General features: G+C 65.4%; 21 protein-coding genes. 8 read left to right on the forward strand and 13 right to left on the reverse strand.

Annotated elements, in window-relative coordinates; translation table 11 throughout:
* Nucleotides 1-151 precede the first annotated feature (151 nt).
* Nucleotides 152-400, forward strand: coding sequence for a PilZ domain-containing protein (locus tag HZF03_RS14610; protein WP_011158445.1), 249 nt, complete (start codon nucleotides 152-154; stop codon nucleotides 398-400).
* 39 nt (nucleotides 401-439) lie between these two features.
* Here HZF03_RS14610 and HZF03_RS14615 read toward each other — a convergent pair whose 3' ends face one another.
* Nucleotides 440-1,297 (reverse strand): OmpA/MotB family protein, encoded by an 858-nt coding sequence (locus HZF03_RS14615; RefSeq protein ID WP_012496342.1) that lies wholly within the window; start codon nucleotides 1,295-1,297, stop codon nucleotides 440-442.
* 259 nt (nucleotides 1,298-1,556) lie between these two features.
* Between HZF03_RS14615 and HZF03_RS14620 the strand changes: the two genes are divergently transcribed.
* The 3 genes from HZF03_RS14620 (at nucleotide 1,557) to arr (ending at nucleotide 3,263) form a co-directional block, all read left to right on the forward strand.
* Entirely contained in the window at nucleotides 1,557-2,183 is a 627-nt protein-coding gene (locus HZF03_RS14620) for an HAD family hydrolase (protein WP_104511696.1), read from the forward strand.
* Between the two features lie 33 nt (nucleotides 2,184-2,216).
* Nucleotides 2,217-2,702, forward strand: coding sequence for an acyl-CoA thioesterase (locus tag HZF03_RS14625; RefSeq protein ID WP_179906174.1), 486 nt, complete (start codon nucleotides 2,217-2,219; stop codon nucleotides 2,700-2,702).
* A 147-nt stretch (nucleotides 2,703-2,849) separates the two neighbouring features.
* The gene (arr, locus tag HZF03_RS14630; RefSeq protein ID WP_104511694.1) at nucleotides 2,850-3,263 is read left to right on the forward strand and encodes an NAD(+)--rifampin ADP-ribosyltransferase; all 414 of its coding nucleotides are present in this window, start codon (nucleotides 2,850-2,852) and stop codon (nucleotides 3,261-3,263) included.
* Between the two features lie 43 nt (nucleotides 3,264-3,306).
* Here the strand turns inward: arr and HZF03_RS14635 are convergent, their stop codons facing one another.
* Entirely contained in the window at nucleotides 3,307-3,648 is a 342-nt protein-coding gene (locus tag HZF03_RS14635) for a hypothetical protein (protein WP_119020079.1), read from the reverse strand.
* Between the two features lie 199 nt (nucleotides 3,649-3,847).
* Here HZF03_RS14635 and HZF03_RS14640 point away from each other — a divergent pair, with 199 nt between their 5' ends.
* The gene (locus tag HZF03_RS14640; RefSeq protein ID WP_119020074.1) at nucleotides 3,848-5,059 is read left to right on the forward strand and encodes a molybdopterin molybdotransferase MoeA; all 1,212 of its coding nucleotides are present in this window, start codon (nucleotides 3,848-3,850) and stop codon (nucleotides 5,057-5,059) included.
* A 176-nt stretch (nucleotides 5,060-5,235) separates the two neighbouring features.
* The gene (gene lexA / locus HZF03_RS14645; protein WP_012496347.1) at nucleotides 5,236-5,946 is read left to right on the forward strand and encodes a transcriptional repressor LexA; all 711 of its coding nucleotides are present in this window, start codon (nucleotides 5,236-5,238) and stop codon (nucleotides 5,944-5,946) included.
* 68 nt (nucleotides 5,947-6,014) lie between these two features.
* Here lexA and HZF03_RS14650 read toward each other — a convergent pair whose 3' ends face one another.
* Entirely contained in the window at nucleotides 6,015-8,282 is a 2,268-nt protein-coding gene (locus HZF03_RS14650) for a ComEC/Rec2 family competence protein (protein ID WP_119020073.1), read from the reverse strand.
* A 92-nt stretch (nucleotides 8,283-8,374) separates the two neighbouring features.
* A complete protein-coding gene (locus HZF03_RS14655; protein ID WP_119020072.1) occupies nucleotides 8,375-10,057 on the reverse strand; it encodes a glutamine--tRNA ligase/YqeY domain fusion protein in 1,683 nt (560 codons plus the stop codon).
* A gap of 161 nt (nucleotides 10,058-10,218) precedes the next feature.
* Here HZF03_RS14655 and gltX point away from each other — a divergent pair, with 161 nt between their 5' ends.
* Both gltX and gltA read left to right on the forward strand, forming a co-directional pair.
* Nucleotides 10,219-11,640 carry a glutamate--tRNA ligase gene (gene gltX, locus HZF03_RS14660; RefSeq protein WP_119020071.1) on the forward strand — a complete coding sequence of 474 codons (1,422 nt, stop codon included), beginning with the start codon at nucleotides 10,219-10,221 and terminating at the stop codon, nucleotides 11,638-11,640.
* A gap of 150 nt (nucleotides 11,641-11,790) precedes the next feature.
* A complete protein-coding gene (gltA, locus tag HZF03_RS14665) occupies nucleotides 11,791-13,095 on the forward strand; it encodes a citrate synthase (RefSeq protein WP_011158456.1) in 1,305 nt (434 codons plus the stop codon).
* 94 nt (nucleotides 13,096-13,189) lie between these two features.
* Here gltA and HZF03_RS14670 read toward each other — a convergent pair whose 3' ends face one another.
* From HZF03_RS14670 to dxr, 9 genes are all read right to left on the reverse strand, one after another.
* Entirely contained in the window at nucleotides 13,190-13,834 is a 645-nt protein-coding gene (locus tag HZF03_RS14670; protein WP_011158457.1) for a nucleoside deaminase, read from the reverse strand.
* A gap of 146 nt (nucleotides 13,835-13,980) precedes the next feature.
* The gene (gene lpxB, locus HZF03_RS14675; protein WP_119018654.1) at nucleotides 13,981-15,162 is read right to left on the reverse strand and encodes a lipid-A-disaccharide synthase; all 1,182 of its coding nucleotides are present in this window, start codon (nucleotides 15,160-15,162) and stop codon (nucleotides 13,981-13,983) included.
* Nucleotides 15,159-16,016, reverse strand: a complete 858-nt coding sequence (locus tag HZF03_RS14680) for an LpxI family protein (protein WP_119018655.1) — start codon at nucleotides 16,014-16,016, stop codon at nucleotides 15,159-15,161. The genes lpxB and HZF03_RS14680 overlap by 4 nt, the downstream gene beginning before the upstream one ends.
* 15 nt (nucleotides 16,017-16,031) lie before the next feature.
* Nucleotides 16,032-16,874, reverse strand: a complete 843-nt coding sequence (gene lpxA / locus HZF03_RS14685) for an acyl-ACP--UDP-N-acetylglucosamine O-acyltransferase (protein ID WP_119018656.1) — start codon at nucleotides 16,872-16,874, stop codon at nucleotides 16,032-16,034.
* An 8-nt stretch (nucleotides 16,875-16,882) separates the two neighbouring features.
* On the reverse strand, nucleotides 16,883-17,338 hold the full coding sequence (gene fabZ / locus HZF03_RS14690; RefSeq protein WP_011158461.1) for a 3-hydroxyacyl-ACP dehydratase FabZ: 456 nt from the start codon (nucleotides 17,336-17,338) through the stop codon (nucleotides 16,883-16,885).
* Nucleotides 17,338-18,420: a UDP-3-O-(3-hydroxymyristoyl)glucosamine N-acyltransferase gene (lpxD, locus tag HZF03_RS14695; protein WP_011158462.1), complete on the reverse strand. Its 1,083-nt coding sequence runs from the start codon at nucleotides 18,418-18,420 to the stop codon at nucleotides 17,338-17,340. The genes fabZ and lpxD overlap by 1 nt, the downstream gene beginning before the upstream one ends.
* 29 nt (nucleotides 18,421-18,449) lie before the next feature.
* Complete coding sequence (gene bamA / locus HZF03_RS14700) at nucleotides 18,450-20,975, reverse strand: outer membrane protein assembly factor BamA (RefSeq protein ID WP_119018657.1); 2,526 nt, start codon at nucleotides 20,973-20,975, stop codon at nucleotides 18,450-18,452.
* Between the two features lie 172 nt (nucleotides 20,976-21,147).
* A complete protein-coding gene (gene rseP, locus HZF03_RS14705) occupies nucleotides 21,148-22,299 on the reverse strand; it encodes an RIP metalloprotease RseP (RefSeq protein ID WP_011158464.1) in 1,152 nt (383 codons plus the stop codon).
* A 45-nt stretch (nucleotides 22,300-22,344) separates the two neighbouring features.
* Nucleotides 22,345-23,568 carry a 1-deoxy-D-xylulose-5-phosphate reductoisomerase gene (dxr, locus tag HZF03_RS14710; protein ID WP_012496356.1) on the reverse strand — a complete coding sequence of 408 codons (1,224 nt, stop codon included), beginning with the start codon at nucleotides 23,566-23,568 and terminating at the stop codon, nucleotides 22,345-22,347.

Here is a 23,568-nt window from a genome sequence, read left to right on the forward strand (position 1 = left end):
TCCCTCGCCGTGCCCCGGCCGCGAAACCGTCCGGGGCTCGGCTTAGTTGCAAGCAAGTAGCGACTGTTATCAGTCGACAACAACTCGAATTTAACAAGTCTCGGTTGCAATCGGGCCGATCCCTTATCCAACCAGCCCGGGAGCCACCTCTATGACTCAGCCGCGACGGTTTGCGCGCGTCCGCCCGAGCGGGCTCGTCTCTGGGAATGCCAATCTGATCGTCGGCCCGAAGCTGCCGGTGATCCCCTGCCGCGTCGTCGACTACTCGGCCGGCGGCGCCTGCATCGAGCTCAACGCCGATGCGAGTCTGCCGCAGCGGTTCGAGCTGCTGCATGGCGCGACCAAGAAGAAATGCCGGATGGTGTGGAAGCAGGGCCGCCGCGTCGGGCTGTGCTTCTAGGCCCGAACGATCAATCGAGGTTTATGGCCGAAGCCATTGTCAGCGTTGCAGATCCGGCGGCAGCGGCGGGTTCTCGCGCATCAAGGTAATGGTGACACGGCGGTTGGCCGCGAGCGCCGGCGCGTCCGGAAACAGCGGTTCGCCATCGCCCTTGCCGACCAGCGACAGTACCTGGCTGGAGGGCAGGCCTTCCTGCTTCAGGACCTCGCGCACTGCGTTGGCGCGGTTGACCGAGAGGCTGAGCGGATCGTCGTCGCCGGCTTGCACCACGGTCGCCGCAGTGTGGCCGACGATGATCACGCGCAGCGAGGTGGCGCGCAGCGGGGCGGCGAGCCGGGCGACCAGCTTGCGGGTGCGTTCGTAAGGCACCGCCGAGCCGTCCGGAAACATCGGGCGACCGTCCTGATCGGTGAGTTCGAGATTGAGCCCGACCGGCGTTTCCTCGAACACCACGTTCTTGGACATCTCGGCCAGCTCCGGCACGTCCTGCAGCGCCTGGCGCAGCGAGGCCGACGCCAGCGCGAATTCGCGCTCGGCCTTGGCGTGGGAAGCCGCACTGCCGGAACCGCCGGATTCTTCCAGATGCGGCGTGTTGCTGGCCTGCTCCGGCGCCACGTTCATCTTGCTCTTGACCTTGCCCTGCACCGGCACGCCGTCGGTCTCGATCACGCCGGCGAACCGCGAGTTCTGCTGCACGCCGAACGCGTCGCGCATCGAGCCGGCGACGATCTGCATCTTGCGCAAGTCCTGCGTCGAGAACGACACCAGCATGACGAAGAAGCTGACCAGAAGCCCCATCAGGTCGGCGAACGTGACGAACCAGCCATGCGTCGCGTGAGCTTCCTCGGCCTTCTTCTTGTTGTTGCCCGAGGACAGGCGCCCACCACCACCCTTCATCGGACTGGATCCGATGCGGTCGACGACGGCAACAAGATGGGAAATTCGAAGCGCATGAGCGGATCGCCGCTGGTCAAAACCCGGCGCCGCGACCCCGCATGCGGTGCAAGGTGATTGCAGCAAGATGCGCTTCGCAGCGGCATTTCTTGTAGCGGCTGCGGATTACCAAACGGTTTCGTAAGCCTATAACATTCTTTAACCAAAATGCGCCTGTCTCACCAATCTGCACATCAACGCTCCTCACCGACAAGGCTTCAACATGACCACCGCCCTCGCCCCCGGCGCCGCCGATGCGCTGCTGTTCGATCTCGGCCGCGTGGTGATCGACTACGATCTGCGCCGCACGTTGAAGGCCTGGGCCGTCGAGCTCGGCAGCGATCCGCACACGCTGATGGCGAAGCTCGCGCAGAACGACACATTCCACCGCTACGAGACCGGCCACGTCACCGACGCCGAGTTCTTCGCCGCGGTAAGGACCGCGCTCGGACTGACGCTGACCGACGCGCAGCTGCGCGAAGGCTGGAATGCGATCTTCATCGGCGAGATGCCCGGCATCGCGCCGCTGCTCAACCGCGCCGCCAAGCAGCTACCGCTATACGCGCTGTCTAACACCAACGACTCGCACATCGCGCATTTCTCGGAGCACTACGCCGAACTGTTGGTGCACTTCCGCGAATTGTTTCTGTCGTCGCGGATCGGAATGCGCAAGCCGAACGGCGAGACCTATGATTTCGTCGTCAAGGCGATCGGCATCGCGCCGCAGCGCATTGTGTTCTTCGACGATCTGGCGGAAAACGTCGAGGCGGCGCGTGAGCGTGGGCTGCACGCAGTCCAGGTGCATTCCAGCGACGACGTCGCCCGCACGCTCGATCAGCTTGGGCTGTAAGCGCGCGAAACCAACGACCGACGAGACGTGATGATGACCAACGCTGCCGCCGATCTTGCCTGGGATCATCCCGCGCCGTTCACGCTGCCGATGACGCCCGCGCCCGCCGACATCGACGGTCTCAATCACACCAACAATTCAGTGTACGTCCGTTGGTGCGACAGCGTCGGCTGGGCGCATTCCGAAGCGCTCGGCCTGTCGCTCACCGACTGGCAGCGGATCGATCGGGCGATGGCGATCCGCCGCGGCGAATACGACTACCTGCTGCCGAGTCACTTGGGCGACGAGCTGCTGCTCGGAACCTGGATCTATGGCAGCGACGGCAAGTTGGTGATGGAACGGCGCTTCCAGCTGATCCGCCTGCGCGACGGCGCCACCATCATGCGCGGACGCTGGCAGTTGGTGTGCATCGAACTGAGCAGCGGCCGCCCCCGGCGCCTGCCACCGGAATTCGCCAGCGTCTACCTGCCGGTGATGATCAAGTCCGACGACGGCGGCGAAGCACCGGCAACGGCTTAGTACCGGCCTCTCCTGCTCGGTTTCACTGCGTCTCAAGCTGGGGCGAAGGAAACCGCGACGCACGCGGTATCAGCCCCAAGCCTGATGAACCCGACAGGGGCCAACGTCGTTGCCCCATCGGCTCAGTGCCACCGGAGCGCATTCCTCATGTCCGCAGCGGCCAGCATGTTCGTGCGTCAGTTCTTCCACGGGACGCGAGCAGATCTCAGTCCCGGCGAGCTGATCGTGGTCGGCTACCAGTCCAATTTCACCACCGCCGCACCGCTATCCTGGGTGTATTTCTCCGGCACGCTGGATGCCGCGATCTGGGGCGCCGAGCTGGCGGCCGGCGATGCGCCGCAGCGGATTTATGTGGTCGAGCCGACCGGCCCGTTCGAGGACGATCCCAACCTCACCGACAAGAAGTTTCCCGGCAACCCGACGCTGTCCTATCGCTCGAAGCATCCGCTGCGCATCGTCGCCGAACTGACCAAGTGGCAGGGCCACTCGCCCGAGCGCGTGCAGCAGATGAAGGACGGTCTCGCGCGCCTCAGCGCAGAGGGCGCTGAGATCATCGATTAGCGCTTCAGACCGCTACAGCGCGCAAGAACGCTGCAAGCATCCGTTACTGCGCCGGCAGCGCCCGGCAATCCATCGAATACACCAGCTCGCCCTTGGCGGTACGGCCGATCGGCTGGCACGGCGTCGAAGCACGGCCCGCCTGTGCGCTCGGCGCCGCCGTGGGCCGCGCGGCTTCGCTCGGAGCCGCAGCCGGCGCAACGGCCGGGGCCGTTGCAGCAGGCGCTGCAGGTTCAGGTGCGGATGCAGGCGGCGGACCGTAGTCGCCGGCGTTGAACGACGGCGCCCAGCCTTTGCTCCAGTCGTGGCGCATCCAATACACCGAGCCGAACGCGATGATGCCGACCACGACCATGATCCGCAGGAACCATTTCGGGAAATCTTCCATCTGCGCGCTCCACATCCGCTCGATGCCTGGAACCGGTCGTACAGGCGAAGGCGACGGTTCGACAATAATGATTTAGGCCGACGCGGCGGGACGCCGCGCTCGCCACCGACGCCCGAGCGGATCTTGCGCGGACGCCGCGCGCCACCTAAAGCCGGACCGTGACGGTTCGATTTCAATTCGCCTGCGAGGGAGCAGCCCGATGGCCTTGATGCCGGTCGACGACGCGCTGGCCGCGGTGCTGGCTGGTGCGCACGGGCTCGACACCGAGCTGGTCGCGCTCGAAGACGCCTACCGCCGCGTACTGGCGCGCGACCTCGCCGCGCTGCGGACCCAGCCGCCGCAGGCGATGTCGGCGATGGACGGCTACGCCGTGCGTGCCGCCGACGTCGCCGCGACGCCGGCGACGCTCCAGGTGATCGGCGAGATCGCCGCCGGCCGGCCCGCCACGATCGGCATCGGTCCTGGCGAAGCGCTGCGGATCTTCACCGGCGGCGTGGTGCCGGATGGTTCGGACGCGGTGGTGATCCAGGAAGACACCGCGCGTGACGGTGACCGGGTCACCGTCAACGAAGCCGTCAGACCCGGCCGCCACATCCGCCCCACAGGCATCGATTTCAAGGAAGGCCAGGTGCTGCTGCGCCAAGGTCACCGGCTGAGCGACCGCGACCTCGCGCTCGCTGCCGGCATGAACCACGCAGCCCTGCCGGTGCACCGCCGACCGCGGCTGGCGATGCTCGCCACCGGCGACGAGCTGGTGATGCCGGGCACGACGCCCGCCCCCGGCCAGATCGTCTATTCCAACGGCTACGCGCTGCGCGCCCTGGCGCGCGCCGAGGGCGCCGACGTGATCGACCTCGGCATCGCCGCCGACACGCTGGAGGCGACACAGGCAGCGATCCGGCAGGCGCGCGATCTCGGCGTCGATCTGCTCGTCACCACGGGCGGCGCCTCGGCCGGCGACCACGATCTGGTCAAGGGTGCGCTGGAAGCCGAGGGTACCGCGATCGCGTTCTGGAAGATCGCGATGCGCCCGGGCAAGCCGATGATGCACGGCCATCTCGGCCCGATGCGGGTGATCGGCCTGCCCGGCAATCCGGTGTCGTCCTATGTCTGCGCGGTACTGTTCATGGTGCCGCTGATCCGGGCGCTGTGCGGCATGAGCCAGCCGCGGCACGTCCGCGAGCCGGCGCTGCTCGGCGCGGACCTTTCCGCCAACGATCAGCGCGAGGACTATCTGCGCGCCACGCTGTCGCACGACGAAACCGGCCGGCAGGTCGCCACTCCGGTCGACAGTCAGGATTCGTCGCTGCTGGCGCGGCTGGCGACGGCGGAAGCGCTGATCGTGCGCCCGTCTTTCGCGCCGGCCGCCTCGGCCGGTTCCCCCTGCGTCATCCTTAAGCTCCCGCTATAGCAACCCGTGAAATTCCTGGTTCTCGATTAAGAGGTTGCGGAACACACCCCGAACAGATAGTGTCCGTTCATGATTTGTTTTCGAGATTCGGCGACGATCATGCTCTCGCAAGGGCTTGTCGCCCGAACCGAAACACACCGCGAACCGGCTCATTATCGCCGACTGGGGATTCGCCGATGCTGACGCGCAAGCAGTTTGAGCTGTTGAAATTCATCAACGAGCGGCTGAAGGAAGCCGGCGTCCCGCCGTCCTTCGACGAGATGAAGGATGCGCTCGACCTGCGCTCGAAGTCGGGCATCCACCGCCTGATCACTGCGCTGGAAGAGCGCGGCTTCATTCGCCGGCTGCCGAACCGCGCCCGAGCGATCGAAGTGATCAAACTGCCTGACACCGGCGGCATGCCCGGCAACAGCCGCCGTGGCTTCACCCCGAGCGTGATCGAAGGCAATCTCGGCAAGGTGCGCCCACCGAGCCCGACTCCGGCTGAGGATGACCACGATCGCGGCAGCGTCGCAGTGCCGGTGATGGGCCGGATCGCAGCCGGTACTCCGATCGAAGCGCTGCAAAGTCGCAGTCACACCATCAGCGTGCCGGCCGACATGCTTGGCTCCGGCGAGCATTATGCGCTGGAAGTTCGCGGCGACTCGATGGTCGAAGCCGGCATCCTCGACGGTGATATGGCCCTGATCCAGAAGAACGACGTCGCCGACACCGGCGACATCGTGGTGGCGCTGATCGACGAAGAGGAAGCCACGCTGAAGCGTTTCCGCCGCCGCGGCGCCTCGATCGCGCTGGAGCCGGCCAACGCCGCCTATGAGGTGCGGATTCTTCCGCCGAACCGCGTCCGCATCCAGGGCAAGCTGATCGGGCTTTACCGCAAGTATTGAGACGAGCGGCAACGAACGCCGCGCATCGCTATCGCAACAATCCGTCTGCAGGCGCCGCCCTTTGGGCCTCACTCCTCGCCCGTTTGATCCTGCGGGGCTGGCGTGGCGTCGACCGGGGGCCGACGGACGGAAGGTCCGGTCGAGACAGTGGCGTCCATCGCCTCCGCGGTCGCTGGAGCCCATGGCCGGCTCGGGCCGCGAGGTCGGGTCGCCTCAGCCACAAACAGCCCTGGGTCGCTTCCGCTCCGCCGCAGCGCCAGCGCGCCATTCGCCTGCAATTCGTCCCGACCGATCACCCGTGCGGCGCAATCCGGCGGCGGCTGGCCGGCGGTGATGATAAGCACGGCGCGGGCGCAGTCGTCCGCGAGCCCATCGGGCCGCAGCGACAGCGCCACCAGCCGTCCGTCCGCCAATGGCGTCACGCATCCGTCCGGATCGCAGGAGACGCCAGCGCGCAACGAGGCCGCATCCGGCGCACGGGAGTCGGCATCGGCCGCGAGCCACTCCTTCAGCCGGAACGCATCGGCGCCGCTCTGCATCAGGTGCAGCCGGCCGTCGGCGCCGCGCACCGCGACCTGCCTGCCGTCGCCGGCAACCAGTACGTCCGGCTGCGGCGTCAGCGCTGCCCAGGCGACGGCGACGCCAACGCCGAGCGCCCCGCCCCAGCGCAGCGGCGAGCGCAACAGGCCGAGCATCACGATACCGAGCGAGGCGACGAGCAAAGGTCCGGTGCCGAACGCGGTAACCCGGCCGACCGCGCCCGGGAGCGCTGCCACCCATTGCGCGACCAGGATCATCCAGTCGATTCCGAGCTCCATGATCCGCCAGAACGGCGCATCGAGCCCGAACGGCATCGCCGCGAGCCCGAGCAGCCCCGCCGGCATCACGATCGCCGACACCACCGGCATCGCCGCCAGGTTGCTGAGCACGCCATAAGGCGTGATGCGGTGGAAATGATAGGCGGCATACGGCATCGTCGCGAAACCGGCGACCAGCGAGGCGAGCGCCAGCAGCGCAATTTCCCGCCCGCCCCACGTCGCTACCCGCGCCGCCACTGAGCTGTCGTCCGCACCGAACAGCGCCGGCATGCCGATCTGCACCAGCGCCACCAAACCGAGTGTGGCCGCAAACGACATCTGGAAGCTCGGATGCACCAACGCTTCCGGCGCGATCAGCAGCACCACCAGCGCCGCAAGCGCCAATGTGCGAAACGTGATGGCACGGCGGTCGACCATCACGGCGATCAGCACCACCGCGGTCATCAGAAAGCTGCGCTGGGTCGCGACTTCCGCACCCGACAGCGCCAGATAGAACGCCGCAGCGAGCAGCGCGACCGCGGCCGCGGCCTTCTTGATCGGAAACGTCACGGTCAACCGCGGGATCAGCGCCAGCAGTGCGCGCAACGCGAAGAACACCACGCCAGCCACCACCGCCATGTGATAGCCGGAGATCGACAGCACGTGACCGAGACCGGAAATGAACATTGCGTCGTTCACCGGCGTCGAGATCGCGTCACGCTTGCCGGTGAGCAGAGCGGTGGCGATCGCGCGCGGATCGCCGCCGAGCGACGCGCGGATCCGGGCGTCGATCGCATCGCGCAGGCCCTGCATCACCGCGGCGTAGCGCAAGCGCCAGCCGCCGTCCTGCGGCGGCTCGGCGGTGGTCATTGCACCGAGAACGAAGCCGGACGCGGCGATGCCCTGGAAATACAGATCGCGCGCGAAGTCGTAGCTGCCCGGCCGCAACGGCTGGAGCGGCGGCTGCAGCCGCACCTTCAGCGTCACGAAGCTACCGACCGCCGGCGCCGTACCCTTCTTCACCGACAGACGCACCCGCTCCAGCGTGGGCGCCCGCGCCGCCTGCATCTGCGTCACTCGTAGGACGAAGCGGTCGGTGCGCTCGCGCTCTTCCCGGATTTCGACGAAGCCCCGCAGCTCCGCTGCGAAGACGGGCGCAGCCAGCACCGGATGCGCGATCCGCGCAGCTTTCAGCGACGCTGTCGCAAAGCCAGCCAGCAGAGCCGTCAGCAACAAGACCGGCGCGAATGCTCGGCTGCGCCGAAGCAGGACAGCCGCGATGACGAAGCCAGCCGCGGTCGCAGCTGCCACCCAGGCAACCGGCTCGTGATCGGCGGCGAAGTACAAGGCAATACCGGCGCCGAACGCCACCGGCGTCCACGGCAGCAACCGGCCCGGCCCCGCTTCGGCCCGCACCCAGTCGCGTAACAGATCAAGAAACGCCGGTCCCCACGACAGGCCGAAGGGCAGCAACGCACCCGCGCCCGCCGGCGCCCTGGTCGGCCATGTCCGTGCTCTGGTCCGATCGCGCCGCTCCACGGCACCCGCCCCCGTCCGCCGCGGACAGAACAGTGGAGCAGAATGCGTCCGCCAGCAATCACCGGCGGAGCGCAATCAGGATCAGTGGTCGCTCACCCCTTCGCGACTTCCTTGGCAAAGGTATCGCGCAACCCGATGGTGCGATTGAACACCGGCTTATCTGCGGTCGAGTCGCGATCGCGGACGAAGTAACCCTGGCGCTCGAACTGCAGCGGCTCGGCCGACGTGCTCGCCGCCGTCTCCGGTTCGATCCGCGCCTCGGTCAGGACTTCGAGCGACTGCGGATTGAGATCGTCGGCAAAGGTCGACGCGCTCGGCGCCGGGTTAGCGAACAGCTGATTGTAGATCCGGATCTCCGCCTTCACCGACTGCGCCGCCGGCAGCCAGTGCATCGTCGCCTTGACCTTGCGGCCGTCGGGCGCGTTGCCGCCGCGGGTTTCCGGATCGTAGGTGCAGCGCAGCTCGACGATCTCGCCGGCGTCGTTCTTGACCACGTCGCGGCACTTGATGAAGTAGGCGTAGCGCAGCCGCACCTCATTGCCTGGAGACAGCCGGAAGAATTTCTTCGGCGGGTTCTCCATGAAATCGTCCTGCTCGATGTAGATCTCGCGGCCGAAGGCGATCTTGCGCGTGCCGAGGCTCGGATCGTCTGGATGGTTGATCGCCTCGAGTTGTTCGGTCTGGCCTTCCGGGTAGTTCTCGATCACCACCTTCAGCGGCTTCAGCACCGCCATCCGCCGCTGCGCCGTGCGATTCAATTCCTCACGGATGCAGAACTCCAGCATACCGAGATCGACCACGCTGTTGGCTTTCGCGACGCCGATCCGCTTGACGAAGTCGCGCAGCGCCGCCGGCGGCACGCCGCGACGCCGCATGCCCGCGATCGTCGGCATCCGCGGGTCGTCCCAGCCCGCGACATGGCCGCCGCGCACCAGCTCGGTCAGCACGCGCTTCGAAAGCAGCGTGTAGGTGATGTTGAGTCGCGCGAATTCGTACTGGCGCGGCTGCGACGGCACCGGCAGCTTCGACAGCAGCCATTCGTACAGCGGCCGGTGATCCTCGAACTCCAGCGTACAGATCGAATGGGTGATGCCTTCGATCGCATCCGACTGGCCGTGCGCGTAGTCGTAGCTCGGGTAGATCGACCATTTGTCGCCCGTGCGCGGATGGTGGGCGTGCAGGATGCGGTACAGCACCGGATCGCGCAGGTTGATGTTGCCCGACGCCATGTCGATCTTGGCGCGCAGCACCCGCGCGCCGTTCGGGAATTCGCCGGCCTTCATCCGCCGGAACAGGTCGAGATTCTCCTCGACCGAGCGATCGCGGAATGGGCTGTTCTTGCCGGGCTCGGTCAGCGTGCCGCGGCTGGCGCGGATCTCGTCCTGCGACTGATCGTCAACATACGCGTCGCCGTTTTTGATCATCAGCTCCGCCCAGGCGTAGAGCTGCTCGAAATAGTCCGAGGCGTAGAACATGTGCTCGCCCCAGTCGAAGCCGAGCCAGCGGACGTCGGCCTGAATCGAGTCGATGTATTCCTGCTCTTCTTTGGTCGGATTGGTGTCGTCGAACCGCAGATGGCAGCGACCGCCGAATTCCTGCGCGATGCCGAAATTCAGCGCGATCGACTTGGCATGGCCGATATGCAGATAGCCGTTGGGCTCCGGCGGGAACCGGGTCACGATGGTCCGGTGCTTCCCGCTGTCGAGATCGGCCTGGACGATGTCGCGAATGAAGTCGCGCCCTGCCTCGCCCGCCGCTGTATCTGCCGTCGTCATGCGTCAATCGTCCTACTGGTCGGAACCGAAAGGGGTATCTGCCAAATCCGTCGCCCCGCGCCAACCCCCAGGGGCTGTGCGGACCACTTTAGTTATGCGCCGATCCTGCTATACACCCTGCGCGCCGCTCCGGCGCGTTCCCTTCCCTGCAATTGGTTCGAATGACCCGTCCCGTTGTCACCCGCTTCGCGCCCTCGCCCACTGGTTTTCTGCACATCGGCGGAGGCCGCACCGCGCTGTTCAATTGGCTGTACGCGCGCAAGCACGGCGGCACGATGCTGCTGCGAATCGAGGACACCGACCGCCAGCGCTCGACCCAGGAGGCGATCGACGCCATCCTCGACGGGCTGAAATGGCTCGGGATCGATTGGGACGGCGACACCGTCTACCAGTTCGCACGTGCGGCGCGGCACCGTGAGGTCGCGGAGCAGTTGCTGGCGGCCGGCAAGGCCTACCGCTGTTACGCCACCGCCGAGGAGCTGACGGCGATGCGCGAAAAGGCCCGCGCCGAGGGCCGCGCCAAGCTGTACGATGGAAGCTGGCGCGACCGCGATCCGTCCGAGGCCCCGGAAGGCGTCAAGCCGACCATCCGGCTGAAGGCGCCGCTGGCCGGCGAGACAGTGATCGAGGATCAGGTGCAGGGCCGTGTCGCCTGGCAGAACGAGAACCTCGATGACCTGGTGCTGCTGCGCGGCGACGGCACCCCGACCTACATGCTGGCGGTGGTGGTGGACGACCACGATATGGGCGTCACCCACGTCATCCGCGGCGACGACCATCTGATCAACGCAGCCCGTCAGAAGCAGATCTACGACGCCATGGAGTGGGAGCTGCCGGTGATGGCGCACATCCCGCTGATCCACGGCCCCGACGGCTCGAAACTGTCGAAGCGCCACGGCGCGCTCGGCGTCGACGCCTACCGCGCGATGGGATACCTGCCGGCCGCGCTGCGCAACTATCTGGTCCGACTCGGCTGGAGCCACGGCGATCAGGAAATTTTTACCACGCAGGAAATGATCGATGCGTTCGACCTGCCTGCGATCGGACGTTCCGCGGCGCGGTTCGATTTCGCCAAGCTCGAGAGCCTCAACGGTCACTACATCCGCCAGAGCGATGATCACTCTCTCGTGACCCTGCTCGAGGACCTGCTGAAATACATCCCCCAGGGCCCGGCGATCGCCGCCAAGTTCGACGACAGCATCCGCGCCAAGCTCACCCAGGCGATGCCGGGGCTGAAGGAGCGTGCCAAGACGCTGATCGAGCTGCTCGACAACGCCGGCTTCATTTTCGCCGATCGGCCGCTGGCCCTCGATCCCAAGGCGCAGGCGGTATTGACGCCCGAAACCCGGCAGCTGATCGGCCGGCTGCGCGCCGCGCTGGAGGATGTATCGCCGTGGACGGCGGCGACCACCGAGGCAGCGATGCGGGCGTTCGCCGAGCAGGCTGGGCTGAAGCTCGGCGCGGTGGCGCAACCGCTCCGCGTGGCGCTGACGGGACGGACCACATCGCCGGGAATCTTCGACGTTTTGGCGGTGCTGGGGCGCGACGAGTGCCTGTCCCGGCTCGCCGATCAGGCCGCGTAAAAAACCCGGGAAACGGCTCGCGTCAGGCCGCCTTGCAGTGCACACTGCAATGAGCTACGCCTTTCCGCCAGCGCTTCAAGACAACCAGTCTCGCTCGCAAGAGCGCTGCGCATACGGCTGGTTTCGCCAACGAACATCGGGGACCACACGATGGACGCAACGACCAACAACAAAACGGCAACGCTGACGGTTGGAAACAAGAACTTCGATCTTCCGGTGCTCACCGGGACAGTCGGTCCCGACGTCATCGACATCGGCAAGCTCTACGCGCAGACCGGAATGTTCACCTACGATCCGGGCTTCACGTCGACGGCGAGCTGCCAGTCCAAAATCACTTACATCGACGGCGACGCAGGCGTTCTCGAGTATCGCGGTTACCCGATTGAACAGCTCGCCGAAAAAGGCGACTTCCTAGAAACTTGCTATCTCTTGCTGTACGGCGAACTGCCGACCAAGGCGCAGAAGGAAGATTTCGACTACCGCGTCACCCGCCACAACATGGTTCACGAGCAGATGGCCCGGTTCTTCCAGGGCTTCCGTCGTGACGCGCATCCGATGGCGGTGATGGTGGCTTCGGTCGGCGCGCTCGCCGCATTCTACCACGACTCCACCGACATTAACGATCCGACCCAGCGGATGGTCGCTTCGATCCGGATGATCGCGAAGGTCCCGACGCTGGCCGCGATGGCCTACAAGTACTCGGTCGGCCAGCCCTTCATCTATCCGAAGAACACGCTCAGCTACGCAGCGAACTTCCTGCGGATGTGCTTCGCGACTCCGTGCGAGGAATACGTCGTCAATCCGGTGCTGGCGAACGCGCTCGACAAGATCTTCACGCTGCACGCGGACCACGAGCAGAACGCCTCGACCTCGACCGTGCGCATCGCCGGCTCGTCGGGTGCCAATCCGTTCGCCTGTATCGCGGCGGGTATCGCCTGCCTGTGGGGCCCGGCTCATGGCGGTGCCAACGAAGCGGCGCTGGCGATGCTGAAGGAGATCGGTACCGTCGAGAACATCCCGGACTTCATCGCCAAGGTGAAGGACAAGAGCTCGTCGGTGCGGCTGATGGGCTTCGGCCACCGCGTCTATAAGAACTACGATCCGCGCGCCAAGATCATGCAGCAGGTCTGCCACGAAGTGCTGGCCGAAACCGGCCATCACGGCGACCCGCTGCTCAAGGTGGCGATGGAGCTCGAGAAAATCGCGCTCAGCGATCAGTACTTCATTGACCGCAAGTTGTACCCGAACGTCGACTTCTATTCGGGCATCACGCTGAAGGCGATGGGCTTCCCGACCGACATGTTCACCGTGCTGTTCGCGGTCGCCCGCACTGTCGGCTGGATCAGCCAGTGGAGCGAGATGATCGAGGACCCGCAGCAGAAGATCGGCCGTCCGCGCCAGCTCTTCACCGGTGCGACCACCCGCAACTACGTCGAGATCGGCAAGCGCGGCTGATCGTCGACCCGGCTCGATAATCGAACGGCGAACCGCTCCAGCGGTTCGCCGTTCTGCTTTGGGGCCGCAGCGGGCCGGAGCCGTTCCGCTAAACTCAGTAGCGAGCCCGATCCGGCAGCGCGCGGAACTCATTCCAGACCTTCTGCGCATCGCCGCGCATCATCTGCGCGATCTTAACCTGGCGTTTTGCGTAGGGCTTCTTCATGTCAGCGCCGATATTGGAATCGTCGAACAAGTCCGCATAGTCGGTCCACGACGCCGCGTAGAAGATCCGATCGAGCCGCGCCCAGTAAGCGGTGGCGTAGCACATCGGACAGCATTCGCAGCTTGTGTACATCGTTGCGCCGCGCAGGTTCGGCGCGCCAACCTTCTTGCACGCGGCGCGGATCGCATTGACTTCGGCGTGGGCGGACGGATCGTTGTCGCGCAGCACACTGTTGCCGGTCGCCGAGAGTACTTCGCCATCACGCACGATCACGGCCCCGAACGCGCCACCTGTCTTTTCGACCACACCTGCCTTGCGCATCAATTCGATGGCCTGCGTCATGTAGCGACGATCTTGCTCCGTCGGCGCCGTGGCCAGTGCAGGCTTAGCATCCGCAACCGTCGCCCCGGCAGGCAATACAGCCGCACCGAAGGCAGCAGCGCCGGTTGCGAGAAAATTCCTGCGGTGAACGACGGTCACCGACGCGAACAGCGTATCAAGCGCCGAGGCAGACTCGATTTTGGTTTTCTTCATAGAGGGAGAGCTCCGGTTGAGACGGTCCGCGTCCTCTCCGGTCCATGGACGCTCAAACTGGAGCTTCGACGCGTCGGTAGGCTAGCTCCAAACTATTGAGAATAGATTGCAACAACACCCTCTTTAATCGCAGCGGCCGGCCGCAATCAGGCGTGGCGCATCACGTCCAGCACAATATCGGCCGCACGTCCGCTCGGCGTCTGCTCGCCGGTCGACAGGATGTCGTCGATCTTCGCAAAGCCCGCGAGCTGGCGCCGCCGCGCCGGCGTGTTGCCGAGCAGGTCGCGCACCGCCGGGACGAGCTTGTCGGGCACGCAATCTTCCTGGATGAACTCCGGGATCACATCGTCACCCATCACCAGATTGGCGAGGATCACGGTGCCGGGACGGACCACGCGCCGCGCGATCCAGATCTCGACGCTGCCGGCCCGATACGCCGTCACCATCGGCACGCCAGCGATCGCGAGCTCCAGCGTCACCGTGCCCGATTTTGCTAGCGCCGCATGCGCGATCCTGAACGCGCCGCGTTTGTCCTGTTCGCCGACGACGATCCGTGGCTGCACCTCCCAGGACGCAACCGCGGCCCGGACCAGCCCTTCCAGATGCGGCGTGGTCGGCAATACAGCTTCGAATGCGACGCCCTCGTGCTTCAGCCGCGCCAGCGTGTCGCCGAACGCAGCAGCGTGATGGCGCACTTCGCTGCGCCGGCTGCCCGGGAGAACCAAGAGCACCGGCGGGGACGCCTCGCGGCGCGCCTGCTCGGCTGCGTCAGGTCGTAACGAGCCGAACTGCTCGGTGAGCGGATGGCCGACATAGCTGCATGGCGGGCCCTGCAGCCGGCGATACTCCGCCGGCTCGAACGGCAGCAGGGCCAGCACGTGATCGACATAGCCGAGCATCGCCCGCGCCCGTCCCGGCCGCCACGCCCACACCGTCGGCGAGACGTAGTCGACGATCGGAATCGACGGATCGCGCTGCCGGACCCGGCGCGCCACGCGGTGGGTGAAGTCGGGGCTGTCGATGATCACCAGGATGTCGGGCTTGGCCGTCAGCGCCGCGTCGACCGCACGGCGGATCAGCTTCAGGATCATCGGCAGCCGCTGCACCACGGCAGCGAAGCCGATGATCGACAGCTCCTCGATCGGAAATAGCGATGCCAGCCCCTCGCCGGCCATGCAGTGGCCGCCGACACCGGCGAACCGGACCTTCGATCCGAGCCGCGCCCTCAGTTCGCGCATCAGCGCGGCGCCGAGCCGATCCCCCGACTCTTCAGTCGCAATCAGATAGACCGTCCGTACGCGATCCCCGGTCTTTGCAGCGCCGCTCATGCCGGCATCCCGACCGCGAACACGCCGGCCTTGTCGGCAGCCGCGATCATCTCCTGCGGCTCGGCCACGACGGTATGCCCGGCCACCACGGCAACACCGCCGAGCTGCGCGGTGATCAGTCCTTCGATGGTTTTCGGTCCGAGCGCAGGCAGATCGAAGCGCAGGTCCTGACCGGTCTTGGGCGCCTTCACCAGCACGCCATGTCCCGGCTTGGCCCGGATTCGCCGGCTGTCGCGGAGCTGCGCTACTCGTCGCAGCAGCTCGTCAGTGCCGCCGGTGTCTTCGACAGCCACGACGTGACCATCGATCACGACGCAGCCCTGGCCGATGTCGAATGGGCTGAGTGCCGCCAGCACCGCGCGCCCTTTGGCGATATCGGCTTCAACGCCAGCATCCGGCGCAGCACGAGTGAGACAGCCCTCGGGCATCAGCAGGTCGGTGGCCACATCCTTCAGGCCGAGCAAGCGGAAGCCGTGGCGCTCGAACAGCCGGCCGACGCCGGTCAGAAGGTGATCGTCACCGCCCCGATAGGCCGCGAGCACCGCCGGCAGCACCTTGATCGCGCCCCAGTCGAGCCGCATGTCCGACAGCGCCGGCCGCACCAACGAGCCGATGAACACCAGGTCGCGGCACCCCTCGTCGCGTAGCAGCCGCAGCAGTCTGCCGAAAGCTCCCATCCGGAGCCAGTGATGCCGGTACGCGGTGACACGCTCGGGGTCGCAGCTTCCCTTTAGCGCGAACAGCACCGGCGTCAGGCCGCGCGCCGCGAGCGAGTCGGCAACCGCGAATGGCAGCGTGCCGCCGCCGGCGATGATGCCGACGGGCGCGCCAATCTGCAGTGATGGATCGGTCATGGCCAAGCCGGCCGGTCAGGCGTCGTCACCGTCATTGACGGCCGCACCGCCCTCACGCGCCATGCACAGCGCGACACGCTGGCCGCGGCCGCCGCGGCCCTTGATGTCGTCGATGAACGCGACGATCTCGGCAATCGCCGGATCTTCCGCCGTGCGCGGACGCACCCGTTCGAGCCGTTCGGCCAGGGGGCCGCTGCTATAGAACAGGTCGTTGAAGAACGAGCGCACAATCGCGAGCCGCTCCTTGGTGAACTTCCGCCGGCGCATGCCGACGATATTCAACCCGGCGAGCTTCGCATAGATGCCGTTGGCGAGCGCGTACGGAATGACGTGGGTGCGCAGCCCGCTCATACCGCCAATCATCACCTGGGGGCCGACCCGGGTGAACTGCTGCAGCACAGTCATGCCGCCGATAAAGGTGAAATCCCCGATCTCGCAATGACCGCCGAGGGTGGCGGCATTGGCGAAGATCACGTCATTGCCGACGATACAGTCGTGGCCGACATGGCTCGCCGCCATGAAGAACCCGCGGTCGCCGACGCGCGTGACGCCGCCACCGCCGACCGTGCCGGTGTTCATCGTCACGTTTTCGCGGATGGTGCAGGCGTTGCCGATGATCAGCGTGGTCGGCTCGCCCTTGTAGCCGGTCGACTGCGGCGCGCCGCCCAGCGAGGCGAACGGATGGATCGTGCAGCCTTCACCGATGGTGGTATGGCCGGTGACGTTGACATGGCCGATCAGCGTCGTACCGGCGCCGATGCTGACGTGCGGGCCAATGGTGCAGAACGGCCCGATGGTAACGTCGTCGCAGATGACGGCGCCGTCTTCGATACGCGCAGTCGGATCAATTGTGCTCATTCAGCCCGTCAATCTGCCAGCATTGCGCCGACATCGGCTTCCGCCACGATCTGACCGTCGACCTTGGCCTCGCCGTGAAACCACCACATCGTCTTGCGCCGCCCGGTGCGGGTCAGGTGATACTCCACGGTATCGCCCGGCATCACCGGCTTGCGGAACTTGCACTTGTCGATGGTCAGGAAATACACCGCGCGCGGCTTCTCGGTACCGGTGACCGACAGGATGCCGATCACGCCCGCGGTCTGGGCCATGCCCTCAATCATTAGAACGCCGGGATACACCGGTCGCTCCGGGAAGTGGCCCTGGAACGCCGGCTCGTTGACGGTGACGTTCTTGATGCCGATGCCGCTGTAGTCCTCGCGGATGTTGATCACCCGATCGATCAGCAGAAACGGAAAACGGTGCGGCAGGGTCTTGAGGATGGTGTTGATGTCAACGTTCTCAAAGCGAATCGGCGATTCCATCACCCCCGTCCTTCATCCCTGTCGTCGTCGGGTCTTGCCGCCGTCTCGGCTCCGCTGCCTTCAGCGAGCCGCCGTACCGCGAGCATTTCCCGGAACCATGTTCTGGTCGGCCGCGCGAAGATGCCGCCCCAGCGCTCACCCGCGGGAATACTGTCCTTCACCCCGGACATCGCCGCCACCTGGGCGCCGTCGCCGATCACCACATGATTGTTGATGCCGACCATGGCGCCGAGCGCGACGTTGTCGCCCAGCGTCAGGCTGCCGGCAAGACCGCATTTGGCGGCGATCACGCAATGTCGACCAATTGTTACGTTGTGGCCGATCTGAACCTGATTGTCGATCTTGGTACCCTCGCCGATCACGGTGTCACGCAGCGACCCGCGATCGATCGTGGTCCCGGCGCCGAGCTCGACATCGTGTTGGATGATCACCCGTCCGGTCTGCGGCACCTTGGTGTGCTGACCGGCGAAAATGAAGCCGAAGCCGTCCTGGCCGATATGGCAGCCCGGATGCATCAGAACGTTGTTGCCGATCAGCGCGTGCTGCAGATGGCTGCCGGCACCGATATCGCAATCGCGACCGATCTTGACGCCGGCAGCGATCACCGCGCCCGCCCCGATCACCGTGCCCGAACCGATCTCGACGTCGGGGCCGATCACCGCCAGCGGCTCGACCGTGACCTCGTCTTCGAGCTTGGCGGTCTCGTGGATCACGGCCGTCGGCGCGATGCCAGGCGCTCCAACGCCGGTGTGCGGACGCAACGCATCGGAATAGAGATGCCGGGCGTAGGCCACAAAGGCGTGGAACGGACGACGCGCGCGCAGCACAGCAACGTGTGAGGGCACCCTGCCCTCGAACCGCTCGCTAACAAGGCAAGCGCCCGCTCGCGTGTTCGCGAGTTCATCCGAGTAACGGAGATTCTCGAAAAAGCTCAAGTGCATGGGGCCGGCCTCGTCGAGCGAGGCCAGTCCGGTGATGCGATGCTCCGCGTACGAAGCATCAACCAGCGTTGCTTTCGTCAGGCTGGCGATCTCGGCCAGGGTCGACGAAGGACGCGGCGGGAAAAACGACGTGGATGCCATTCCTTCGGTCGTGGTCCGGAGTGCGGGACTTAGAACGAGGTCCCGCCGCCGAACTTGAACTCCTGAACGCGGTCGTACTTACCCTTGGTGATCGGGATCGCGTAGTCGAAGCGCAGCGGACCGAACGGCGACGCCCAGATCAGGCCGACACCAACCGAGGTGCGGACGAGGTTGGTGTCGTCGTAGTTCAGACCCGAGCAGGTGCCGATCGTGGTCTGGCTCGCAGGGATACAGCCGGGCGTGTTGACTTCGCCGGTGACCGACCACGACGTCGGGCCCTTGTAGTCGAACAGCGAACCGGCGTCGGCATAGACGGCGCCCTTGAGCCCGACTTCCTTCGGCAGGAACCAGAACGGCATCTGCAACTCGACCGACGCGCCCCAGTAGTTGGTGCCGCCGAGGGCGTCGCCGCCGTAGCCGTACAGCGCATACTGGCCGATGTCGCGCGGACCGATACCGTTCGGAGCAAAGCCGCGAACCAGGTTCGAACCCATCTGGAAGTGGTCGAGCATCCGCAGCTGGTTGCCGCCATAAGTGCTCAGGTTACCAGCCTGCAGGTGGATCAAGCCGACCAAGTCCGACACCAGCGAGGTGTAGTACTTGGCGTCGAACGCGGTCTTGATGAACTTCACGTCGCCGCCGACACCAGCGAAGTCCTGACGCAGGTCGACGAGCAGACCGTCGGTCGGGTTCTTGATGTTGTCGAGGGTGTTATAGGTCAACGTATAGCCGAGCGACGAGGTCCAGTAGGCACCGCCAGCCAGACCGATGCGGACCGGCAGCGAGGCTTCGCCGTCGCCGTAGCAACCGAGCACGCCGTAGGTGGCCTGCAGGTTATTGGCGGCGATGTACTGCGGCGTCGGGAAGAAGCCCGGGCCCGGAATGTTGTTACAATTGTTCAGGTACGACGGCAGCGTAATTTCCTGCCGGTACAGCGAGTAACGGATCTGCAGCGACAGATCTTCCCGCAGCGCGAAGCCGAGGCGCGGGCTGAAGCCGAGCGTCTTGGTCGAGTACGAGATGTAGCGGTTGGCGAGCTGTTCGCGCTGATACAGGTCGAGGCCGAGCGCCACGCGGTAGTCGAGCAGATACGGCTCGACGAACGACAGCGAGTAGCCCCGGGCGTACTGACCGTACTGCACCGACGCCTTGGCGAAGATGCCGCGGCCGAGGAAGTTGCGTTCCGAGACCGAGACTTCGCCCAGCGCACCGTCGCTGGTCGAGTAACCACCCGAAACCGAGAAGTCGCCGGTCGACTTTTCTTCGAGGTTGACCACCAGGATGACCCGGTCGCTCGAAGAGCCCGGCTCGGTGGTGATCTTCACGGTCTTGAAGAAGTCGAGGTTCTTCAGGCGGCGCTCGGCGCGATCAACCAGCGCACGGTTGTAGGCATCGCCTTCGGAGATATCGAACTCACGACGGATCACGTAATCGCGGGTCCGGGTGTTGCCGACGACGTTGATGCGCTCGATGTAGACGCGCGGCCCCTCTTCGATCGAGAACACGATCGAAACGGTATGCTCGTCGAAATTGCGGTCACCGCGCGGACGCACGGTCGCGAACGCGTAGCCGCGACGCGACAGCTCGATCTGCATCTCTTCGACCGACTTCTCCAACGCCTCGGCGTTGTAGAGCGAGCCGACATTGACGCGCGAGAAGCTGCGCATCGAGTTTCCGTCGAGGGTCGGAATGGCGGATTCGAAGGTCACCGAACCGACGCGGTACTGCTGGCCTTCCTCGATCTTGAAGGTGACCAGGAAGCCCTTTCGCTCCGGATCGTATTCGGTCAGCGCGGCCACCACCTGCACATCGGCGAAGCCGTGCTTCAGGTAGAAGCGGCGTATCAGGTCGCGATCTGCCTCGACCCGGTCCGGATCGTACACGTCACCGTTGCCGAGGAAGCTGAGCAGGTTGCTCTCGCGGGTCTTGATCACGTCCTTCAGACGATAGGACGAATAGGCCTTGTTGCCGACGAACTCGATCGACTTCACACCGGTCTTCGGACCTTCGGTGATCACGAACACCAGGTCGACGCGGTTGTTCGGCTGTTCAATGATCTGCGGGTCGACGCGGACGTCGTAGCGGCCAGAGCGGCGATAGATCTCGGCGATCCGCAGCGCGTCGCCCTGCACCATCGGGCGGGACAGCGTGCCGCGAGGCTTCGACTGAATTTCAGCCGAGAGCTGCTCGTCCTTGATCTTCTTATTGCCCTCGAATGCGAGGCGACCGATCACCGGGTTTTCGACGACGCTGACGACCAGCCGCCCGCCCGCCTGATTGATGCGAACGTCCTGGAACAAACCAGTCTCGATCAGCGCCTTGAGGCCATCATCGATCGAGCCTTGGTCGAGCCGCCCGCCCGGACCCGGCTTGAAATAGGAGCGAATGGTCTCAGCCTCGACCCGCCGGTTGCCCTCGACCGCGATCGACGAAGCGGATTGGGCGGCGGCAGGAGACGCCATCACCACCCCGACCGCCGTCGTGGCGACCGGTACGGCGAAAAACACCAGGGCGGCACCGACTACCCCCCGCAACACTCGCATTCCAACTTTCATGCGCAACGCGCCCTTGTCATTCCGATGCCGGCACAGAATCCCCGCACCGACAGAATCCCCAGGTTGCCTCGCTTGTAGACAATTTTGCCGCCCCGGCAAACGTCCTTTAGCGCTGCGATTTCAATTTCATTCCAACACGTTGCCCATCCGCCACGTTTGACAAATGGGAGACTCACGACGACGCCAGATGCAGGATGTCGTTGTAGGTCGCAAACATCATCAACATCAGCACCAAGGCCAGCCCGATCCGGAACCCCAGCTCCTGCGCCCGCTCCGACAGCGGCCGGCCGCGCGCGGCTTCGATTCCATAGAACAAGAGGTGCCCGCCATCCAGCAACGGAACCGGGAACAGGTTCAACAGGCCGATCGAGATCGACAGCACCGCTGCCAGATGCAGCAGCGGGGTAAAGCCGATTGTGGCCACCTGCCCTGAGACTTGGGCAATGCGCAGCGGGCCGCCGAGCTGGTCAGCCGCTTCCCGGCCAGTGAAAATACCGCCGATATAGGAGAACGTCCGGTCGACGACGAACCACGTCTCCTTAATCCCCATCCAGAACGCCACCGCCGGATTAACTTGCTCGGTGGTCACCTCGCCTGCCGCGGTCGAGCGGCTGATGCCCAGAATGCCGAGCCGCTGGACGTTGCCGAAGCGGTCCTTGATCTCCTTGAGCTGGGGCGTCGCCACCAGATCGACGGTCGAATCGCCGCGCTTAACGGTAAATTTGAGCTGGTTACCGGCTTCGGCGCCGACGAAACGCTGCATCTCAAGGAAGTTGCTGATCGCACTGCCGTTGATCGACGTCACCACGTCGCCCGGCTTAAAGCCCGCCGCCTCGGCGGCGCTGCCGGGCTGAACCCCGTCGACACGCGCGGAGGTATTCGGCACTCCGAACACGCTGAACAGGAAGGTGAACAGCACCACCGCCAGGATGAAATTGGCCAATGGGCCGGCGACCACGATCGCCGCGCGCGGACCCACCGGCTTGTGGTGGAAACTGACCGCCCGCTCGGACGCCGACATCTGCGACAACGCGTCGCCGGATGGCGTGCTGGCCTCGCTGTCGTCACCGAAGAACTTGACGTAGCCGCCGAGCGGCACGGCCGACAGCTTCCAGCGGGTGCCGTAGCGGTCGTTAAAGCCGACGATCTCCGGACCGAAGCCTATCGAGAAGGTCAGGACCTTGACGCCGTTCCAGCGCGCCACCAGGAAATGGCCGAGTTCGTGGAAGAACACCACGATGGTCAGCACAAACAGGAAGGGCACCACATACCCCACCAGTCCGTGGCTCAACGTGTGGAAACTATTCAGAAAAAGATCGGCCATCCCATTCCCTTCGAGCAGAACCGACGGCCCTGTTCCCTATCCCCTCTAGGATGCCTTTGCGGCAATTTGAGGCAATAGGGTGGCAGCGAGGTTTCGCGCCTGTTGGTCGAGAGCGATGGCGTCGTCGGCGGAGCCGAGCGGCGCCTGGTTGCCGGCACGGACCCAGCTGTTGAGCGTATCTTCGACCAACCGCGCGATCGCCCCGAACCGGATCTTCTGCGCGATGAACGCCGCGACCGCCACCTCATTGGCGGCATTATACACGGTCGTGGCACCATTGCCGGTACGGAGCGCATCGTAGGCCAGCCGCAAACCGGGAAAACGCGTGAAATCAGGCGCTTCGAAGGTCAATTGACCAATCTTGGCGAGGTCGAGCTTGGCCGCACGTCCGGTAATACGATCCGGGAAGCCGAGACAATGCGCGATCGGAATCCGCATATCGGGGGCGCCGAGCTGGGCGACCACCGAGCGATCGGCGAACTCGACCAGGCCGTGGACGATCGACTGGGGATGCACCAGCACGTCAATCTCGTCGGGCGACAGCGCGAACAGGTACGAGGCTTCGATCACCTCGAGGCCCTTGTTCATCATCGACGCCGAGTCGATGGTGATCTTCTGCCCCATGCTCCAGTTCGGATGCTTCAGGGCCTGCGCCAGGGTGGCCTGCTCGATGTCGGCGGCAGCCCAGGTGCGGAACGGACCGCCCGAGGCCGTGATGATGACCCGGGTCAGTTCATGGCGGTTGCCGGAAGCCAGCGCCTGAAACAGCGCGTTGTGCTCCGAATCCGCCGGAAGAATCTGCGCCCCGGCAGCAGTCGCCCGGCTCATGAAGAAGTCGCCGGCACACACCAGGCACTCTTTGTTGGCGAGCGCCACGGTGGTGCCGCGGTCGACCGCAGCCAGCGCCGGCTTCAGACCGGCCGCCCCCGAAATGGCGGCCATCACCCAATCGGCCGGCCGGGCCGCCGCTTCGATCACCGCGCTCTCGCCCGCGCCACAGGCGACGTCGGTCCCGGCGAGCGCCGCGCGCAATTCGCCGAGTCGGGCCGGATCGGCGACGGCGACGAAGCGGGCGTTGAACTCCTTGGCGAGTTTGGCAAGGCCGGCCACGTTGGCGTTGCCGGTCAGCGCCTCGACCCGGTAGCGCTCGGGCTCGGCACGGATCAAATCCATCGTGCTGTCGCCGATCGAACCGGTGGCGCCGAGCACACTGACAGTGCGGACGCCGCTATGGGCACGCTCGGCGTTTTTCAAAGGAACAGGGCTCAT

Source organism: Rhodopseudomonas palustris (assembly GCF_013415845.1).
Lineage (GTDB): Bacteria > Pseudomonadota > Alphaproteobacteria > Rhizobiales > Xanthobacteraceae > Rhodopseudomonas > Rhodopseudomonas palustris_F.

Coding starts and splice junctions, on each gene's coding strand:
- HZF03_RS14610 (WP_011158445.1), top strand. CDS start 152: ATGACTCAGCCGCGACGGTTTGCGCGCGTCCGCCCGAGCGGGCTCGTC.
- HZF03_RS14615 (WP_012496342.1), bottom strand. CDS start 1,297: ATGAAGGGTGGTGGTGGGCGCCTGTCCTCGGGCAACAACAAGAAGAAG.
- HZF03_RS14620 (WP_104511696.1), top strand. CDS start 1,557: ATGACCACCGCCCTCGCCCCCGGCGCCGCCGATGCGCTGCTGTTCGAT.
- HZF03_RS14625 (WP_179906174.1), top strand. CDS start 2,217: ATGACCAACGCTGCCGCCGATCTTGCCTGGGATCATCCCGCGCCGTTC.
- arr (WP_104511694.1), top strand. CDS start 2,850: ATGTCCGCAGCGGCCAGCATGTTCGTGCGTCAGTTCTTCCACGGGACG.
- HZF03_RS14635 (WP_119020079.1), bottom strand. CDS start 3,648: ATGGAAGATTTCCCGAAATGGTTCCTGCGGATCATGGTCGTGGTCGGC.
- HZF03_RS14640 (WP_119020074.1), top strand. CDS start 3,848: ATGGCCTTGATGCCGGTCGACGACGCGCTGGCCGCGGTGCTGGCTGGT.
- lexA (WP_012496347.1), top strand. CDS start 5,236: ATGCTGACGCGCAAGCAGTTTGAGCTGTTGAAATTCATCAACGAGCGG.
- HZF03_RS14655 (WP_119020072.1), bottom strand. CDS start 10,057: ATGACGACGGCAGATACAGCGGCGGGCGAGGCAGGGCGCGACTTCATT.
- gltX (WP_119020071.1), top strand. CDS start 10,219: ATGACCCGTCCCGTTGTCACCCGCTTCGCGCCCTCGCCCACTGGTTTT.
- gltA (WP_011158456.1), top strand. CDS start 11,791: ATGGACGCAACGACCAACAACAAAACGGCAACGCTGACGGTTGGAAAC.
- HZF03_RS14670 (WP_011158457.1), bottom strand. CDS start 13,834: ATGAAGAAAACCAAAATCGAGTCTGCCTCGGCGCTTGATACGCTGTTC.
- lpxB (WP_119018654.1), bottom strand. CDS start 15,162: ATGAGCGGCGCTGCAAAGACCGGGGATCGCGTACGGACGGTCTATCTG.
- HZF03_RS14680 (WP_119018655.1), bottom strand. CDS start 16,016: ATGACCGATCCATCACTGCAGATTGGCGCGCCCGTCGGCATCATCGCC.
- lpxA (WP_119018656.1), bottom strand. CDS start 16,874: ATGAGCACAATTGATCCGACTGCGCGTATCGAAGACGGCGCCGTCATC.
- fabZ (WP_011158461.1), bottom strand. CDS start 17,338: ATGGAATCGCCGATTCGCTTTGAGAACGTTGACATCAACACCATCCTC.
- lpxD (WP_011158462.1), bottom strand. CDS start 18,420: ATGGCATCCACGTCGTTTTTCCCGCCGCGTCCTTCGTCGACCCTGGCC.
- bamA (WP_119018657.1), bottom strand. CDS start 20,975: ATGAAAGTTGGAATGCGAGTGTTGCGGGGGGTAGTCGGTGCCGCCCTG.
- rseP (WP_011158464.1), bottom strand. CDS start 22,299: ATGGCCGATCTTTTTCTGAATAGTTTCCACACGTTGAGCCACGGACTG.
- dxr (WP_012496356.1), bottom strand. CDS start 23,568: ATGAGCCCTGTTCCTTTGAAAAACGCCGAGCGTGCCCATAGCGGCGTC.